Here is a 16,954-nt window from a genome sequence, read left to right as displayed (position 1 = left end):
GCGAGCCGGCCGCTGGTCGCGTCGAGGATCTCGGGAATGCCGCCGCGCGCGAACGCGGCGACGGGCGTGCCGCACGCCAGCGCCTCGGCCGTGACCAGTCCGTAGGGCTCTTCCCAATGCGGTGTCACCAGCGCGACCGCGGCACCCCCGACGAGGTCGTTGAGATCTTCGCGGCACAGGTGTCCCTCGTAGCTCACCGAGCCGTCGAGCTGAGGCCGGACGTGCTCGGCGAAGTAGTCCGGTGCGCCCACCGGTCCGGCGATCCGGAGTGGGATGCCGGCGCGGCGTGCCGCCGCGATCGCGTCGGGCAGACTCTTCTCGGGCACCAGGCGCCCGCTCCACACCGCGTAGTCGCCGCCGGGCCCGGGTCGCCAGTCGTCGAGGTTGATGCCGTTGGGGATCACCGGCACCGGCCCGTTCACCGGCTCCCACTGGCGGGCGGTGAACCCGCTGACCGCCACGAACTCGCTCGCCACCCCGCCGGGCAGGGCCACCGCCTGCTCCAGCCACTTCAGCGGAGGGGTGTGCAACGTCGTCAGCATCGGCGCCGCGATGGTTCGCGCCATCGCCAGCGGGAGGTAGTGCAGGCTGTGATTGTGCACGATGTCGAACGAATCCCGCAGCGTGTCAGCGAGATCCAGCATCACCGAGAGATATGCGTGGGTTTCGTGCACCACCCATTCCGGCACCGACGGGTCCTCGCGCGACACCTCGCTCATCTCGAACGTGTGCACCGGCAACACATCCCAGGGCAGGTCGACAGCAGAACCGGGCGCGGCGAACATCGTGACGTGGTGGCCGGCGGCGGTGAGCGCCCGGGCGAACTCGTAGACGAAGGCTTCGAGGCCACCCGCGAACGGCTGACGGACGGGGTAGCGGGACGACGCGAGCAGCGCGATCCGCAACGGGCGGATCATGCCGCGGCCGCCACTCCGGCGAGCAGCCGGCGATAGATTTCAGTCGACTGCCGGCGGACGTGAGTTCGTTCGTTGCGCCTCTCGCAGCGGCGGCCGACGTCCTCGCGCGGGCGTGCGGCGCGGATCCTGTCGACGGCGTCGCTGACCGCGGACCGCAGGGTCACCGCGTTGGGCACGCCCGACTCGCAGCGGTAGGTCGGGAAATCGTGCTGCTCGTGGAAGAAGCCGCAGTCCGGGACGACCGCGCAGACACCGGCGTCGAAGCAGGCCTCGACCCAGCCGGAGTGGGTGCCGAACCGATAGGGCAGCACGAGGACGTCCACCTCGTGCAGATAGCGCAGCAGCTCGTCGTCGGTGAAGCGCGGGTGCACCCGCACGTCGACCCCTCGGGTGCGCAGATCGTCGAGGCGGCCACAGAACAGCTCGTCCGCCCGGGGCGACGAGGTCGCCTCGTCGTCGACGTCGAGGCGCAGCCTCCAGCCCGGCCGGCCGGCCGACAGCAGGCCGTCGATCACCGGTAGGGGATCGATGTTGGCGCGCAGCGATTTGGCGTGCACCGCCACCACGGGTTTGGGGCGTCGTTCGCGCGGCGCGCCGACGGCCTCGATCGGCAGCACGTGCGGATGCGGCAGCAAGGTCGCGGTGCGCCCCCACCGCGCGAAGACGGCGTCGGCCGCACCCCGGGTGAGGGTGATCACCTCGGCCGCGGCGGGGACGAGGACGTCGAGGCGGGCCAGGTGGTCGGTGGTGTCGACGAAGTGCGGGTTGTGCAGATCGTGCACGGTCAGCGCCAGCGGCACACGGTGGGCTCGCAGGATCCGCACGACGTCGCGCAGCACCTCGGGCGCGGTGGCGTCGAAGCCGAAGTGCACGTGCAGCACGTCGATCGAATCAATTTGACCGATCAGATAATTCGGCTCGAGCATGCGCGGCGGCCACCACTGTCCCGGCAGCGTCGCACCCGGCGGCACCGGATCATGCAGCAGTGCAACATCTTCGGTGTCAGTCATGGCGTGGACATAAGGATGCCCCGCAGGAACTGAGGCCACGGTGATCAAATGCTCAACCTTCTTCGGACAGCGGCGGGCGACACCTCGCCACCGTCACCGACGATGTGCCGCCGGGGCTCTATACCCCGCGTCCGGGACATCTACGCTCGCGGAGGTGACCGAAATCGGCGGCCGGGCTGCGCACTATCGGGACTTCTACGGGGGGTCCGGTTCGACGTCGTCCGAGCCGCTGTGGTTGATCATGGGGAACTGTCAGGCCGAGGCGCTGCGCCTGGTGCTCGACGCGGTGCCGGACCGGCCGTACCGGACCGTGCGGACACCCCCGGTGCACGAGCTGGCGGCCACCGATCTGCCGCATCTCGAGGCGTTGCTTGCGCGGACGTCGGTGCTGGCCTGCCAGCCGATCCGGCCCGACTATCGCGACCTGCCGATCGGCACCGGCCAGCTCGCCGCCCGCATCCCCCGGTCGGCGACCGTGGTGCGGTGGCCGGTGATCCGGTACGCCGGCCTGTACCCGTTCCAGGTCATCGTGCGGCACCCCGCCGACCGGTCCGTCGTCCCGCCGGCGGTGCCCTACCACGACCTGCGCACGATCGTGGGCGCACGGGACGGACGGACACCGCAGGCGCCCTGGGATGTCGACGTGTCCGCGGCCCAGATCGTCGCGGCCGCCGAGGCCAGCCGCGCCGAACTCGCCCGCAGGGAGCAACGCGACACCGATGTCGGCGTGTCCGACGTGCTGATGCGGTTCGGCGCCGACGCCGCCCACACCATCAACCATCCGGGCAACTCCGTGCTCGTCGAGCTGGGCAGGCGCATCCTCGCATCGCAGGGCGTGGCGGCGCCGGTGCCCGCGCCGCCGCGGACCCTGCTGCGCTCAGTCCACGCACCGCTCGAGGCGCGGGTGCTCGAGGCGCTGCGGATCGACGCTGCGCCGCGCGCCTGCTGGACCACAGAGCTCGGTCCGCTGTCGCCGCAGGACGTGCATGCCACCCAGATGCGTTGGTATGCAGATAATCCTGATTACATCGAACTCGCCCTGCAGCGGCATGCGGCCACCGCCGAGCTGCTGGGCCTGACGGGGCGCCGGGTGCGACGTTGAAGCCGGCCGTCACTCATCTGGTCGTCGGGCCTCGTCGGCACGGCGTCGTGCGCTTCGGCGTCGATCTCGGAAATGCTCTGCGCGACAGCGGGTTCGACATCAGTACGGTGTGCGCCGCGGGGGCCGCGGACTTCCTTCCGGAATGGGCCCGGACCGGCGGTGTGCATCTCCAGTTCACCGACCGGCTGTTCGGCAGCACTCCGGAGGAGGCCGCCGAGGCGGTGGTCGCCGTCGCCGGCGTGGTGCGCTCAGGCGGCGGCCGCGTGACGGCGACCCTGCACGACCTGCCGCAGCCGTCCGACGGGGCGAACCACCGGCGACGGGTGGCGGCATACCGGCGCGTCGCCGACGCCGCCGACGGGATCGTCGTCAGCAGCGAACACGAGCGGTCGCTGCTCATCGAGTCCGGCGCACCGGCGGACCGTGTCGAAGTGGTGCCATTGCCGATCGACGTCTCCTCCGCGCCCGCACCGGTGGTCCCGGCGCCGCCGACGGTCGGCATCTTCGGCTTCGTCTACCCCGGCAAGGGCCACGCCGAGGTGATCGATGCCCTGACCGGTTCGGACCCGGGCATCGAGGTGCTGGCGATCGGAGAGCCGTCGGCGGGACACGACGACCTGATCGAGGAACTGCATGCTCGAAGTGCGCGTCGTGGCCGCCGGTTCGCCTTGACCGGTCATCTGCCCGACGACGCGGTGACCGAGGCGCTGCGCCGTGTCACGGTGCCGGTGGCACCGCATCGGCACATCTCGGCGTCGGGATCGCTGAACTCGTGGCTCGCCGCGGGCCGTCGGCCGCTGGCCCCGTCGAACCGGTACACACGCGAGATCGACGTCCGCAATCCCGGAGTGTTGTCGCTGTATCCGGACACCGCCGACGGGCTGCGCGAGTCGCTGGCTCGGGCACTCGCCGAGCCCCGGCACACCTGGCTGACCGCCGGGACGGTGTGCACGCCGACGAGGGACGAGGCCGCCGCCCGCTATGCCGAGCTGCTCGGGCGGTGGCATCGATGACCGTCCCGGACGCGGTGGTGCCGCTGACCGATGGGCATGTCACCGTTCCCGCCAACCGGTGGGACCTGGTGACCGGGTACCCCCGCGACCTGCCCACCGTGGCGGTGGTGGTGCCGTTCTACAACCAGCAGACCGAACTCGAGCGCCTGGTGGCCGCACTGGAGCTGCAGACCCACCCCCGTCGTCTCATTCACGTCGTCGTCGCCGACGACGGCTCGGCCCTTCCGCCGGTGATCCCGCCGACAAGCCTGCGCGTGAGCACCGTCCGGCAGGACGACCTCGGATTCCGCGCCGCGGCCGCCCGCAATCTCGGCGCCGCCGCGACCGACGCGGCGGTGTTGTGCTTCCTCGACGCCGACACCGTCCCCGAGCCGTCCTACCTCACCGAGATCACCCGGCTTCCGGCACAGGTTCCGGACGCGCTGGTGGTGGGCCGGCGCCGCCACGCGGAGCTCGACGGCATCGGCCCCGAGCGCTTGCCGGACTGGTGGGCGGGTGCCATCGCACCGCCGGTGCTGCGCGAGCCGGCCTGGCTGGCCGACGCGTACCGGGCCAGCGGTGACCTCCTCGACGTCGACCACCGCTCCTACCGCTACGTCATCAGTTCGGTGATGTGCTGTAGCGCGTCGCTGTTCGCGGACACGGGCGGCTTCGACGAGTCGTTCGGCCGGTACGGCGGCGAGGACTGGGAGTTCGCTCACCGCGCGATGGCCAACGGCGCCGTCCTGCACCACGCCCGCGGCGCCGTCGCCTGGCACGACGGCCCCGACTGGGCCGACCGTCCCGTCGCCGACCGCCGGGCCACGAAGAACGCCGAGGCGCTCACCCTGGCGCGGCTCATCACCGATCCGGATGCCCGCAGGCCGGGACTGCGCTACGCGCTGCCCGACGTCGCTGTGCAGGTCGACGCCGCCGGGCACAGCGCGGCGTCGCTCGTCGGCACCATCGCCTGCTTCCTGCACGAGGACGTCGGCATCTGGGTCGACGGTCCGCGGGGCGGCCCGCTGCTCCGCGAGACCGGCATCGAGGACCAGCGCGTGCGGACCGGTCCGATTCCGGAGGGCGTGCGGCGGCGCTGCCGAATGGCGGTCACCGTCACGGGACGGGCGGTGCTGCCGCGGGGTGCCGTGACGGCCGTCATCGGCGAGTGTGCGCGGCCCGGAGTCGGCGCCGTCGCCGTGGAGACCGAGGGCGCGTCGGTGGTCTGCCGCGCCTCGTGGGCCGTCAATCGGGTGCGCCGGTGGAGCGCTGGCGCCATCCGGTTCGCCGACCCGGCCGACGCCGACCGCGTGAGCAGGACGGTGACGCTGCCGGCGGCCGATCTCGACCTTCGCTGCGCGGAATCGGAGCCCGACCTGTCCTGGTGAACCCGCCCCGGTGTCGTCGCGGCGGGTAAGCGCACCGCTTACCGCCCGAGGGCCACGCGCGGGTCCGGAGAGCAAATGGGAGACTCTTCGAATGATTATCGGAATACCGCGCGAGTCCCACGCGGGTGAGACGCGTGTCGCCGGCACGCCGCAGACCGTCGGAGCGCTCATCAAGCTCGGCTACGACGTCGTCGTCGAGTCCGGCGCCGGCGACGCCTCGAGCTTCTCCGATGCCGCGTACGTCGAGGCCGGCGCCCAGGTCGGCTCGTCCGAACAAGCGCTGACCGCCGACGTCGTCCTCAAGGTCAACGCACCCGCCGACGCCGAGATCTCCGCCCTGCGCGACGGTGCCACCCTGATCAGCCTGATCTCACCGGCGCTGAACCCCGAGCTCGTCGAGAAGCTGTCCGCCCGTCCCGTCACGGTGCTGGCGATGGACGCCGTCCCGCGCATCTCCCGGGCGCAGTCGCTGGACGTGCTGTCGTCGATGGCCAACATCGCCGGATACCGGGCCGTCGTCGAGGCGGCGCACAGCTTCGGCCGGTTCTTCACCGGGCAGGTCACCGCGGCGGGCAAGGTGCCACCGGCCAAGGTGCTCGTCGTCGGCGCGGGCGTGGCCGGGCTGGCCGCCATCGGCGCCGCGGGCAGCATGGGCGCCATCGTGCGGGCCACCGATCCGCGGCCAGAGGTCGCCGACCAGGTCAAGTCGCTCGGCGGGGAGTACCTCTACGTCGACCCGGAGGCAGCCGAGATATCGGCGACCGGCTACGCCAAGGAGATGGGCGACGACTACAAGGCCCGCGAGGCGGCGCTGTACGCCGAGCAGACCAAGGACGTCGACATCATCATCACCACCGCGCTGATCCCGGGCCGGCCGGCGCCGCGCATCATCACCGCGGAGATGGTCGCCTCCATGAAGCCGGGCAGCGTGATCGTGGACATGGCCGCGGCCAACGGCGGCAACGTCGAGGGCACGGTCAAGGACCAGGCGGTCGTCACCGACAACGGCGTGACGATCATCGGCTACACCGATCTGGCCGGACGGCTGCCCGCGACGGCCTCCCAGCTCTACGGCACCAACCTGGTGAATCTGCTCAAGCTGCTCACCCCCGAGAAGGACGGGCAGCTCACCCTGGACTTCGACGACGTGGTGCAGCGTTCGGTGACCGTCGTGCGCGACGGCGAGGTCACCTGGCCGCCGCCACCGGTGCAGGTGTCCGCGGCACCGGCCGCCGCCGCCAAGGCCGCCCCGGCCGAGGCGCCCAAGGCCAAGGTGCCGATGTCGACGGGACGCCGGCTGGGCATCGCCTTCGCCGCAGCCGCGGTGCTGTTCGCCCTCATCGCCTTCTCGCCGGCCGCGCTGCAGGTGCACCTCACGGTGTTCGCGCTGGCGATCGTGATCGGCTACTACGTGATCGGCAACGTGCACCACGCGCTGCACACACCGCTGATGTCGGTGACCAACGCGATCTCCGGCATCATCGTGGTCGGCGCGCTGCTGCAGATCGGCCACGGTGACCCCATCGTGACAGCGGTCGCCACGCTTGCGATCCTGCTCGCCAGCATCAACGTCTTCGGCGGCTTCGCGGTGACCCGCCGCATGCTGGCGATGTTCTCGAGGAGCTGACATGTTCACCATTGAGACTGCCGCCACCGCGGCCTACGTCGTCGCAGCGCTGCTGTTCATCCTCGCGCTGGCCGGCCTGTCCAGGCACGAGACATCGCGGGCGGGCAACAGTTTCGGCATCGCCGGCATGGCGCTGGCGCTGATCGCGACCGTCGGGCTCGCGCTGGCCCGCCACATCGAGCCGGTCGGCCTCGCCCTGCTCGCCGGCGCCGTGGTCATCGGCGCCGCGATCGGGCTGTGGCGCGCCAAGGTCGTCGAGATGACCGGCATGCCCGAGCTGATCGCGCTGCTGCACTCGTTCGTCGGCCTGGCCGCCGTGCTGGTCGGCTGGAACGGCTACCTGCACGTCGAGGGCGACGCGAACGGCGCAGAAGCCGTCCAACTGGCGGGCGAGGGAATGCTCGGCATCCACTCCGCCGAGGTCGTCATCGGCGTCTTCATCGGCGCGGTGACGTTCACCGGTTCCATCGTGGCCAACCTGAAGCTGTCGGCGCGCATCAAGTCCGCGCCGATGATGCTGCCAGGCAAGAACTTCCTGAACGTCGGCGCGCTGGTGGTGTTCGCCGCGCTCACCGTGTGGTTCGTGATCGACCCGCAGCTGTGGCTGCTGATCGCCGTCACGGTGCTGGCGCTGCTGCTGGGCTGGCATCTGGTCGCCTCTATCGGCGGCGGTGACATGCCGGTGGTGGTGTCGATGCTGAACAGCTACTCCGGCTGGGCCGCCGCGGCGTCGGGCTTCCTGCTCGGCAACGACCTGCTGATCATCACCGGCGCGCTGGTCGGCTCGTCCGGTGCATACCTGTCCTACATCATGTGCAAGGCGATGAACCGGTCGTTCATCTCCGTCATCGCCGGCGGCTTCGGGATCGAGGCCGGACCGGCCGAGGACAAGGACTACGGCGAGCACCGCGAGATCACCGCCGAGGGCGCCGCCGAGCTGCTCAGCTCCGCATCGTCGGTGATCATCACGCCCGGCTACGGGATGGCCGTCGCGCAGGCCCAGTACGGCGTCGCCGACCTGACCCGCAAGCTGCGGGAGCGCGGTGTCGACGTGCGCTTCGGCATCCACCCCGTCGCGGGACGCCTGCCGGGCCACATGAACGTGCTGCTGGCCGAGGCGAAGGTGCCCTACGACATCGTGCTCGAGATGGACGAGATCAACGACGACTTCGACGGCACGTCCGTGGTCCTCGTGATCGGCGCCAACGACACCGTCAACCCGGCGGCGTCCGAGGATCCGAGCAGTCCGATCGCCGGGATGCCGGTGCTGACGGTGTGGAACGCGGACCACGTCATCGTCTTCAAGCGGTCCATGGCGTCGGGCTACGCGGGCGTGCAGAATCCGCTGTTCTTCCGGGAGAACACCCAGATGCTGTTCGGCGACGCCAAAGACCGGGTCGACGCGATCAATTCGGAGCTGTCGGTCAGCGAGCACGCGTAATCGCGTCGATTTTGCGCTCAGGGTCGTGCAGTGCGCGGAATCACGACCCTGCGCGCAAATTCCAGAGCGGGCGGGCAGCGCTAGTCGATCGCTCAGCGCGGATCACTAGGATGTTCGACCATGCCCGTTGACCGTCTGCTGCCCTCCGACGAGGCGCGTGATCTCATCGCCCTGACGCGCGACATCGCCGACAAGGTGCTCGAACCGATCGTCGACGAGCACGAGAAGGCCGAGACCTATCCCGACGGGGTGTTCGCCCAACTCGGCGCCGCCGGCCTGCTGAGCCTGCCGCAACCCGAGGAGTGGGGCGGCGGCGGCCAGCCCTACGAGGTGTACCTGCAGGTGCTCGAGGAGATCGCGGCGCGGTGGGCGGCGGTCGCGGTCGCGGTCAGCGTGCACAGCCTGTCGTCGCATCCGCTGCTGGCGTTCGGCACCGACGAGCAGAAGCAGCGCTGGCTGCCAGGGATGCTGTCCGGTGAGCAGATCGGCGCGTACAGCCTGTCGGAGCCGCAGGCCGGATCGGACGCGGCGGCGTTGCGGTGCGCGGCTGTCCCGGGCGACGACGGCTACGTCATCACCGGCGAGAAGTCCTGGATCACCCACGGTGGGCGGGCCGACTTCTACACGCTGTTCGCCCGCACCGGTGACGGGTCGAAGGGCATCTCGTGTTTCCTGATCCCCGGCGATCTGCCCGGGCTGAGTTTCGGTGTGCCTGAAGAGAAGATGGGGCTGCACGCGGTGCCCACCACGTCGGCGTACTACGACCACGCCCGTGTCGACGCCGACCGCCGGATCGGCGCCGAGGGCCAGGGCCTGCAGATCGCGTTCTCCGCCCTGGACTCCGGCCGGCTCGGCATCGCCGCGGTGGCGGTCGGCATCGCGCAGGCCGCCCTCGACGCCGCCACCGCATACGCCAACGAGCGAACCACGTTCGGCCGCAAGATCATCGACCACCAGGGGCTGGGCTTCCTGCTGGCCGACATGGCCGCCGCCGTGGTCAGCGCCCGGACCACCTACCTCGACGCGGCCCGCAGGCGCGACCTCGACCTGCCGTACTCGACGCAGGCCAGCATCGCCAAGCTGGTGGCAACCGACGCGGCGATGAAGGTCACCACCGACGCCGTTCAGGTGCTCGGCGGTGTGGGCTACACCCGCGACTACCGCGTCGAGCGGTTCATGCGGGAGGCCAAGATCACCCAGATCTTCGAGGGCACCAACCAGATTCAGCGACTCGTGATTTCGCGGGCGCTCACGGCGCGCTGACACAGTCGACCGGCGCCTCGCCCCACACCTTGTTGGAGCGGACGGTGTCGAGGCGGTAGTCGGTGACGCGACTGGTGTACAGGCGGCGCGCCAGTTCGAATGAGCCCGACACCGGATCGGTGGGGTCGAGCCGGATCTCGCCGCGGCTGTTGGCGTTTCCGACGACCACGCCGACGAGCTCCTGGTTGAGGTAGCGGGTCAGTTCCTGGAACTGCGCGACCACACCTGCGGTCGCACCGACGTAGCTCTCCTCGCAGGAGATCAGCACGCCGACCTTCTTGCCCATGATGCCCTCGACTACGCGGTCCTGTTGGGGTGCGCTGTTGGCGGTGTAGCAGAACAGCCGGTCGAACACCGTCTTGAGGCGGCCCGGCATGCCGTAGAAGTACAGCGGCATCGCGTACACGATGCCGTCGGCGGGCAGCATGTGCTCGAGCAGCAGTGCCTCGTAGCGGTCGTCGAGGCTGCAGCCGCGGTCGCTCGCGGACCGGCAGGTGCGGCAGTTGCCGAGCATCCGGTCGACGTACTCGCCGAGGAACAGGTGCTCGACGTCGTGACCCGCCGCGGCGGCACCGTTCACCGCCGCTTCCGCGAGGACGTGCGAGTTCCCGTCTTCGCGCGGGCTTGCGCTGATCACCAGCGTCTTCATGGGCATGCTCCTATGCTAAAAGGTTTTTTCATGGTCGTCGAGGGGCAATTCGGGGGTCCAAGCTCAGGCGCTGTGGCGAAGCGTCGAACTGCGCACGCGCAGTTCGGTCGGCACCGTGACGACGCGCTGGGCCGGCTCGTTGCCCTCGACCAGCTCGATCAGCAGGGCGACGGCCCGCTCACCGATCGTGCGCGGGTTGCAGAACACCCCGGTGATCTCCGGGCACGTCAGGTTGAACGTGCTGCTGTCCACGCAGCTGCACAGGCCGAGGTCTGTCGGCACCCGGATCCCCGACCGGTTGGCGGCCTGCAGCACATCCATCGCGATGTCCTCGGAGCCGGCGTAGACGGCGTCGGGCGGATCGTCGGAATCCAGCAGCATGCGCAGCGCGTCGCCCGCCGCGCTGCCGGCGCCGGTCTCCACGGTGCGCGCCGGGATCCCGCGCGTCTGCGCGAAGGCCGTGTACGCGTCGACCACGTCGCGCGTGTAGGACCGGGCCCGGTCGGTGATGATCGCGGCGGGCCGCCGAAAACCCTGCTCCCACATGTGTTCCAGGGCGTTCGTCGTCGCCGCCAGATGGTCGTTGTCGACGATGTGCGGGTCGTCGCGCCTGGTCGCCGTCCGGCCCGCGGTGACGACCGGATGCGACGAGGTCCACGACGGATCGAGCAGACCCTCGTCGCCGTGCGGGTCGACGATGATGGCCCCGTCGACCGCGAACGCCGTGACGGCCCGCGGCCCCACTCCCGGTGGTGTGAGCACCAGCGCATAGCCCGACCTGCCCGCCTCGGCCGAAGCGCCGTTGAGCAGTTCGAGGAAGTACTCCGAGTTCGGGATGAGCATGCTCGACTCGCTCGCGGGGTCGAACGGCGCGACCTGGATCGCCAGCGTGCGGCTGCGGTTGGTGACCAGCTGCTGGGCGTGCACATTGGCGGTGTAGCCGAGCTCCGCGGCGACCTGCAGCACCCGCTCACGGGTGCTCTGCCCGATCCGGCCCTGGTTGCTCAGCGCATGCGACACGGTGGTGAGCGACACCCCGGCGGCCGCGGCCACGTCGCGGATCGTCACCGCCACATCGTCCTCCTCTGCCGCGACCGAGAGACCCATGATGTCACCGACGGCGGCGGTCATGGCCACCGCCGCTTCGCCGGCCGCGGCGCACCGCCGGGCCCGTACACCGCCGCCGGCTCCGGGAACACCCGCAGCGCCAGCGGGTAGAGCGCCACGGCCACCCCGCCGGCGACCAGGAAACCGATGTCGAGCCCGCCGGCCCACTTCGCGCCGGGGCCGACGAACCACTGGTTGTGCGAGAACCACAGGCCCGCCCCGACCGACAGCACCCACACCCCGATCGCGACGAAGTTGAGCCCGCCGGTGAACCAGTAGACCCCGCCCTTCTCGCCCCGGTTGAACACCTGGAGGTCGGACACGTCGTAGTAACCGCGCCGGTGCACGTGCCCGACGGTGAGGATGGCGATCCACGGGATCGACGAACAGGCAAGCACCGCAAGGAAGATCGCCACGCCGTTGGCCAGTGCGGAGTAGAAGTGCCCGACGTACACCAGCGCGGTCGCCAGCGCACACGCCACCAGCGTGGCCTGCACGCGGTTGAGCCGCGGAATGATCGCCGAGGTGTCCAGCCCGGTGCCGTAGGTGTTGATCACGGCCTGCGCGGTGCCCGATGCCAGGCCGACGTAGATCAGTGCGGGCACGAACCACAGCGGCGCCGCGTCGACCAGTGCGAGCACGTAGGACGTGCCGGCTCCCGGTGCGGCACTGGCGAACAGCGCCACCGAGGTGAACACGCCCCACATGAACGGTCCGCCCATGCCGAACAGCCCGCCGACGAACAGCGCCCGCATGATCGAGCGGTCGGAGTGCAGCCGCGGGGAGATGTGGCGCGCCCAGTCACCCGCGTACGGCCCGTAGGAGGCCACCGTCGACGCGCACAGCAGCGCCGACAGCATCCACGCGGCGCCCATCGAGCCGAGCATGTACTCGCCGGTGCCCGGATACCGCGGGTCGAACCGGTCACCGAAGACCAGCAGCCCGACCAGTAGGCACGTCCCCGCGGTGGGGATCATGAAGCGCTGGCAGAACACCATGCTGGAGTGGCCGAGCACCGAGACGATCGTGACCACGACGGCTAGCACCGCATAGGCGACCAACCGGACCGGTTCGGTCTCGGAGATCCCGAAGAATCTCGTCAGCGCGCCGGCGAGGGCGTCGCCGCCGGTCCAGATGCTCAGTGCGGCGAAGGCCACCGATGCCGTCGCCTCGAGGACGGAGCCGATGAGCCGTCCCGCCACTCCGAAGAACGCACCGCTGGACACCGGGTTGTTGGTGCCGGTGCGCGGGCCCATCAATCCGGTGGGCGCCAGCACCGCGGCGCCGACGGCCGAGCCGACCACCACCGCGGACGCCGCCTGCCACCAGCTCAGCCCGAAGGCGACCGGGAACCAGCCGATGATGATCACGCTGAACGTCAGCGAGCCCCCGGACAGGATGCTCGTCAGGTTGCGCGGCGAGGAGCGCCGCTCCTCCTCGGGGATGTGCTCGACGCCGTACCGCTCGATGCGGCCGACCCGGTCCTTGACGGCACCGTCGTCCTGCGGCACCGGTCGGGTGCCGTCGGTGGTGGCCTCGGACGGGGGGTTCATCTCCGCTCGCTTCCGCGCTCGCCGGTGACGAGCCACCGGAACGGTTCGAGGTGGCGTTCGTCGGCGGCCACCAGTGCTTCCGGATGCCATTGCAGCCCGAGCAGCCCCGGCGCCTCGACGGCCTCGATCACACCGTCCTCCGCCCACGCCGTCGCGGTCAACACCTCGCCGACATCCCGGATCGCCTGGTGGTGGTGGGAGTTCACCGTTTCCATCCCGCTCAGGACGCGGTCGACGGTGGAGCCGACCTCCGCCTTCACCCGGTGCATCAGCGTCGCGTAACCGCGGTCGTGGGAGTCGTCGACGTGGCCGCCGAGCCCTTCGGCCACCAGGTCCTGGAACAACGTCCCGCCGGTGGCGACGCAGAGCACCTGTGCTCCGCGGCAGACGCCGAGTATCCGTTTGCCGTGGCGCCGGGCGACGTCGACGGCCCGTAGCTCCATGCGGTCGCGCCTGCGGTCGACCGCGTCCAGCGTCGTGCGCGGATCCTGGCCGTACATCGAGGGATGCACGTCGCCGCCGCTGGAGAGCAGCAGCACGTCCACCGCGCCGAGCGCCTCGTCCACCATGTTCGTCGCGTCGATCGCGCTGGGGATCAGCACCGGCGTTCCGCCGGCGCCCGTCACCGCACGGATGAACGCGGCCACCACTTCGCGTCGCTCGGAGGCGCCGAGCGTGATGCCGACGACCGTCACAGGTTCAGCAGGTAGTAGGAGCGCTCGGCGTCGCTGACCTCCGCGTGACTGCGTTCCCACTCGGAACGCTTCATCTGCGCGTAGTCCCTCACGAATGCCGGATGGAAGACGCTGTGCACCAGGGGGTCCCGCTCGAACTCCTCGACCGCGTCGATCAGCGTGCGCGGCAGCACCGCGATCGAGGTGTCCTCGTAGGACACCACGTCCTCGGGCTTGCCCGGGTCGATGCCGTCGCGGATGCCCTCCAGCCCGGCCGCCAGCATGAACGCCGCCGTCAGGTAGGTGTTGGCCGCGGCGTCGACGCTGCGGTTCTCGATCGCCGGCCGGTTGGCGGGCAACCGCAGCATGCAGGACCGGTTGTTGTGGCCGTAGCTGATCTTCGTCGGCGCCCACGAGTAGTTGCCGTCCACCAGTTTCGGGACGAGTCGGCGGTAGGAGTTCGTGGTCGGGTTGGCCAGCGCGGTGAGCGCCTTGGCGTGTTTGAGGATGCCGCCGGCGAAGTGCAGGGCCTCCTTGCGCCACCCGTCGTTCCCGGTGCCCGTCTTGAAGACGTTCTCACCGGTGTTGCGGTCCTCGAGGCTCATGTTGAAATGCGCTCCGGACCCCCAGGTCTCGGCATACGGCTTGGGCATGAACGTCGCCAGCAGCTCGTTCTCCTTGGCCGCCTGCTTCACCAGCAGCCGGAACAGCGTCATCCGGTCGGCCGAGGCGACCACCTCGTCGTGGGCGTAGTCGAACTCGTACTGCCCTTCACCGCCTTCGGCGTCGAAACTGAACAGCCCGAAGCCCAGTTCGGTCATGTACTCGGTCACCCGGTCCAGGAACGGCATCGCGTCGAGAGACACCTCGAGGTCGTAGGCAGGCGTGGGCGCGATGCGGCCGCTGCGCGCGATGGGAGCCAGCGCCGCGGCGCCGATCGACTCCGGCTTGAAGACGTAGAACTCGGGCTCGATGCCGAGCTGGCAGACGTACCCCATGTCGGCGGCCTCGGCGACCTGCCGTTTGAGCGCCGAGCGGGGACACAGTGCGAACGGCTCGCGTCCGCCCATCGACATGTCCGCGATCATCCAGGCGAAGCGCCTGTCCCACGGCAGCACCTTCAGGCTGGCGACGTCCGGGACGCCGATGACCTCGTCCTCGACGGGGTTCATCCGCCCGATGCCGCCCATTCCGCGCGGGGTGTACCGCTCCGAGCCGGCGGCGAGGTTGGGCAGATGGTCGATGGGGACGATCTTCGACTTCGTCCGTCCGAGCACGTCGACCCAGCACCCGACGGCGTACTTCACCCCCTGTCGGGCAAGACGTTCGGCCAGGGCGGTGTGGTCGGTGGCGATGGTGGTCAGGGTGTCCATGGTTACCTTCCTTCGGGGACTGGATTCGAATTGAGCGCGGCACTCGCCGCGGCGAACGGCTCGAGTGGTGCGCGGGCCATCCCCGCGCCGATCTGGCCGCCGGCACGGCCCGCGATGCCGATGTCCATGACGGGCGTGACGCCGGTGCCCACCACCCGGTGCACGTCGATTCCGGCGGGAGAACCGCGGAAGCCGAAGTACGGCAACGAGAAGTGCGGGCTCTCGCCGTGGCAGATCCGGTACATGTCGGCGTTGGCCGCGATCATCGCGTCGACGCCGCCCTGGTAGTCCTGCAGCGTGAACGCCGACGTCTGGGCGAAGGCTCCGAGGCCCGCCGCCTCGGTGATGATGCTCTCGCCACCCATGAACTCGGCGTCGTCGATGGTGTGGCCGCCGGTCAGCTTGTAGTGGTCGAAGCCCGGCAGCGGCCCGGTGAACCAGGTGTCGCCCAGGCCGGACACCGTGATGCCGAACTGCGTGCACGACATGGCCATCGACGTCACGATCGAACTGCCGGGCACCCCAGCGGCGGCGTTGGCCAGCAGCTTCGCGGCCGCCATGGCGGGCCGCAGGAAGAAGTAGTCGCCGGTGGTGAGATAGCCGACCAGCGCCTCGTTCTCGGCGGCGCCGGCGTGCAGTGCGGGCACGATCTCACGCAGCAGCAGCAGCGACGCCGCGGTGTTGCGGCTGTGCAGTTCGTCGCCCTGGCGCAATGCCCGCGCCATGATCGGCAACAGGGGGATACCGCGGGTCCGCCGGATCGCCGCGCCGAGCGCCGGGCCGATGACGTCGGCGAGGAAGCGCAGGTTCTCGCGGACCGCGTCGTTCCATACGCCGTAGTTCAGCCGGTGCGGCGTCTCGCCCTCGAAGAGCGTGCAGAAGGCGCGCTCCCCCGTCGTCGCGTCCTCGACCACGACGACGGGCATCGATGCGGACGTGACGCCGGCCAGCGAGCCGATGCAACCGTGGTCCTGACAGCCGGCGACCTCGATGTCGCCCGCCGCGAAGGCATCGGCTGCCACGTCGAGGTCCGCGGCGAGGCCTTCGTTGACCGCGGCGCCGAGCACCGCCGTGCGCTGCCCGCCGCGGTAGGCGCTCCACGGCATGGTGGGGCCCGAGGTGAGGATCATCCGGCGACGCAGTCCGGGGACGACGTCGATCGCGGGGGCGACGTCGACGAGCACCGGTTGGACACTGCGGACCCGGTCGAGTGCGACGTCGTTCGGCGTCGCCGCCGGACGGCCCGTCGGCGCTGCCGGCATCGAGACGGTCATCGAGATCCTTTCGTCGTGATTAAACGTTTTGGCGCTGCGTATGGGACTGCAGCCCGATCTGATAAAACGTTTTGTCAGATGATGCAGCTCACATTCGAGGCTGTCAAGGGGCGGCGTCACACCCGTCGTCCCCCGGGCCCGTCCGTCCGGTGTGGCAGCCTGTCGGCGTGAATGACTCCGGCGCGCGGACCCCGTCCGGCCCGCCGGCACAACTCCCCGACGTCGTCACCGCGCTGGCCGGCGGTTCCCCGGCGACGTTGGTGTGGCGGAACGAATTGGGCGGATTGACTTTTCGCATCGATCGCGGCCGGAACGACACGCGGTACGTCAAGTGGGTCGCCCTCGGAACACCCGAGATCGACCTCGCCGCAGAAGCGGAGCGACTGGCCTGGGCGCAGCCGTGGGCCGTGGTCCCCCGCGTCCTCGACCACGGCCGCGACGCCGCGGGTGAGTGGCTCGTCACCGAGGAGGTGCCCGGCCGTTCGGCGGTCGAGTGGAAGGGCGACCCGGCGGTGGCGGCCGCGGCGATCGGCCGGGGGCTGCGGTCACTGCACGACGCGCTGCCCCCGGCCGAGTGCCCGTTC

14 protein-coding genes and 1 pseudogene are annotated in these 16,954 nt (G+C 70.4%); 7 read left to right on the top strand and 8 right to left on the bottom strand.

The window, feature by feature from the left end; genetic code table 11:
- Positions 1–917 (bottom strand): glycosyltransferase (locus Q2100_RS10455; protein ID WP_302913998.1); only part of this gene is annotated, 917 nt, incomplete at its 3' end.
- On the bottom strand, positions 914–1,927 hold the full coding sequence (locus Q2100_RS10450) for a hypothetical protein (RefSeq protein ID WP_302913997.1): 1,014 nt from the start codon (positions 1,925–1,927) through the stop codon (positions 914–916). The genes Q2100_RS10455 and Q2100_RS10450, both read right to left, overlap by 4 nt.
- A gap of 154 nt (positions 1,928–2,081) precedes the next feature.
- Between Q2100_RS10450 and Q2100_RS10445 the strand changes: the two genes are divergently transcribed.
- The 6 genes from Q2100_RS10445 to Q2100_RS10420 all read left to right on the top strand — a co-directional run bounded on the left by Q2100_RS10445 (position 2,082) and on the right by Q2100_RS10420 (position 9,740).
- Entirely contained in the window at positions 2,082–3,029 is a 948-nt protein-coding gene (locus Q2100_RS10445) for a WcbI family polysaccharide biosynthesis putative acetyltransferase (protein WP_302913996.1), read from the top strand.
- A complete protein-coding gene (locus tag Q2100_RS10440) occupies positions 3,026–4,042 on the top strand; it encodes a glycosyltransferase (RefSeq protein WP_302913995.1) in 1,017 nt (338 codons plus the stop codon). The genes Q2100_RS10445 and Q2100_RS10440 overlap by 4 nt, the downstream gene beginning before the upstream one ends.
- The gene (locus Q2100_RS10435; RefSeq protein WP_302913994.1) at positions 4,039–5,409 is read left to right on the top strand and encodes a glycosyltransferase family 2 protein; all 1,371 of its coding nucleotides are present in this window, start codon (positions 4,039–4,041) and stop codon (positions 5,407–5,409) included. The genes Q2100_RS10440 and Q2100_RS10435 overlap by 4 nt, the downstream gene beginning before the upstream one ends.
- Before the next feature lie 91 nt (positions 5,410–5,500).
- A complete protein-coding gene (locus Q2100_RS10430; protein WP_302913993.1) occupies positions 5,501–7,036 on the top strand; it encodes a Re/Si-specific NAD(P)(+) transhydrogenase subunit alpha in 1,536 nt (511 codons plus the stop codon).
- Position 7,037: 1 nt separating this feature from the next.
- The gene (gene pntB / locus Q2100_RS10425; protein ID WP_302913992.1) at positions 7,038–8,477 is read left to right on the top strand and encodes a Re/Si-specific NAD(P)(+) transhydrogenase subunit beta; all 1,440 of its coding nucleotides are present in this window, start codon (positions 7,038–7,040) and stop codon (positions 8,475–8,477) included.
- 120 nt (positions 8,478–8,597) lie between these two features.
- Complete coding sequence (locus Q2100_RS10420; RefSeq protein ID WP_302913991.1) at positions 8,598–9,740, top strand: acyl-CoA dehydrogenase family protein; 1,143 nt, start codon at positions 8,598–8,600, stop codon at positions 9,738–9,740.
- Here the strand turns inward: Q2100_RS10420 and Q2100_RS10415 are convergent.
- Genes Q2100_RS10415 through Q2100_RS10390 form a run of 6 tightly spaced genes read right to left on the bottom strand, consistent with a single transcriptional unit; the run spans position 9,727 to position 16,370 of the window.
- A complete protein-coding gene (locus Q2100_RS10415) occupies positions 9,727–10,395 on the bottom strand; it encodes a flavodoxin family protein (protein WP_302913990.1) in 669 nt (222 codons plus the stop codon). The two genes, Q2100_RS10420 and Q2100_RS10415, sit on opposite strands and share 14 nt — an antisense overlap.
- Positions 10,396–10,452: 57 nt before the next feature.
- Positions 10,453–11,520 (bottom strand): LacI family DNA-binding transcriptional regulator, encoded by a 1,068-nt coding sequence (locus Q2100_RS10410; RefSeq protein ID WP_302913989.1) that lies wholly within the window; start codon positions 11,518–11,520, stop codon positions 10,453–10,455.
- Entirely contained in the window at positions 11,517–13,049 is a 1,533-nt protein-coding gene (locus Q2100_RS10405; RefSeq protein ID WP_302913988.1) for a purine-cytosine permease family protein, read from the bottom strand. Before Q2100_RS10405 ends, Q2100_RS10410 begins: the two co-directional genes overlap by 4 nt.
- A complete protein-coding gene (locus tag Q2100_RS10400; RefSeq protein ID WP_302913987.1) occupies positions 13,046–13,744 on the bottom strand; it encodes a gamma-glutamyl-gamma-aminobutyrate hydrolase family protein in 699 nt (232 codons plus the stop codon). Before Q2100_RS10400 ends, Q2100_RS10405 begins: the two co-directional genes overlap by 4 nt.
- Complete coding sequence (locus Q2100_RS10395) at positions 13,741–15,096, bottom strand: glutamine synthetase family protein (protein WP_302913986.1); 1,356 nt, start codon at positions 15,094–15,096, stop codon at positions 13,741–13,743. Before Q2100_RS10395 ends, Q2100_RS10400 begins: the two co-directional genes overlap by 4 nt.
- Before the next feature lie 2 nt (positions 15,097–15,098).
- Positions 15,099–16,370 (bottom strand): YlbE family protein, encoded by a 1,272-nt coding sequence (locus tag Q2100_RS10390; RefSeq protein WP_302913985.1) that lies wholly within the window; start codon positions 16,368–16,370, stop codon positions 15,099–15,101.
- A 167-nt stretch (positions 16,371–16,537) separates the two neighbouring features.
- Here Q2100_RS10390 and Q2100_RS10385 point away from each other — a divergent pair.
- A pseudogene (locus Q2100_RS10385) lies at positions 16,538–16,954 on the top strand (aminoglycoside 3'-phosphotransferase); the annotation flags it as partial.

Source organism: Mycolicibacterium arseniciresistens (assembly GCF_030519285.1).
GTDB classification, from domain to species: Bacteria; Actinomycetota; Actinomycetes; order Mycobacteriales; family Mycobacteriaceae; genus Mycobacterium; species Mycobacterium arseniciresistens.
The sequence above is the reverse complement of the archived record's forward strand: the minus strand, read 5'-3'. Positions and strand labels throughout refer to the sequence as shown.

What these genes read in the sequence shown, in the direction of transcription:
- Q2100_RS10430 (WP_302913993.1), top strand. Translation starts at nt 5,501, where the DNA reads ATGATTATCGGAATACCGCGCGAGTCCCACGCGGGTGAGACGCGTGTC.
- Q2100_RS10405 (WP_302913988.1), bottom strand. Translation starts at nt 13,049, where the DNA reads ATGAACCCCCCGTCCGAGGCCACCACCGACGGCACCCGACCGGTGCCG.
- Q2100_RS10450 (WP_302913997.1), bottom strand. Translation starts at nt 1,927, where the DNA reads ATGACTGACACCGAAGATGTTGCACTGCTGCATGATCCGGTGCCGCCG.
- Q2100_RS10395 (WP_302913986.1), bottom strand. Translation starts at nt 15,096, where the DNA reads ATGGACACCCTGACCACCATCGCCACCGACCACACCGCCCTGGCCGAA.
- Q2100_RS10420 (WP_302913991.1), top strand. Translation starts at nt 8,598, where the DNA reads ATGCCCGTTGACCGTCTGCTGCCCTCCGACGAGGCGCGTGATCTCATC.
- Q2100_RS10415 (WP_302913990.1), bottom strand. Translation starts at nt 10,395, where the DNA reads ATGCCCATGAAGACGCTGGTGATCAGCGCAAGCCCGCGCGAAGACGGG.
- Q2100_RS10435 (WP_302913994.1), top strand. Translation starts at nt 4,039, where the DNA reads ATGACCGTCCCGGACGCGGTGGTGCCGCTGACCGATGGGCATGTCACC.
- Q2100_RS10410 (WP_302913989.1), bottom strand. Translation starts at nt 11,520, where the DNA reads ATGACCGCCGCCGTCGGTGACATCATGGGTCTCTCGGTCGCGGCAGAG.
- pntB (WP_302913992.1), top strand. Translation starts at nt 7,038, where the DNA reads ATGTTCACCATTGAGACTGCCGCCACCGCGGCCTACGTCGTCGCAGCG.
- Q2100_RS10390 (WP_302913985.1), bottom strand. Translation starts at nt 16,370, where the DNA reads ATGACCGTCTCGATGCCGGCAGCGCCGACGGGCCGTCCGGCGGCGACG.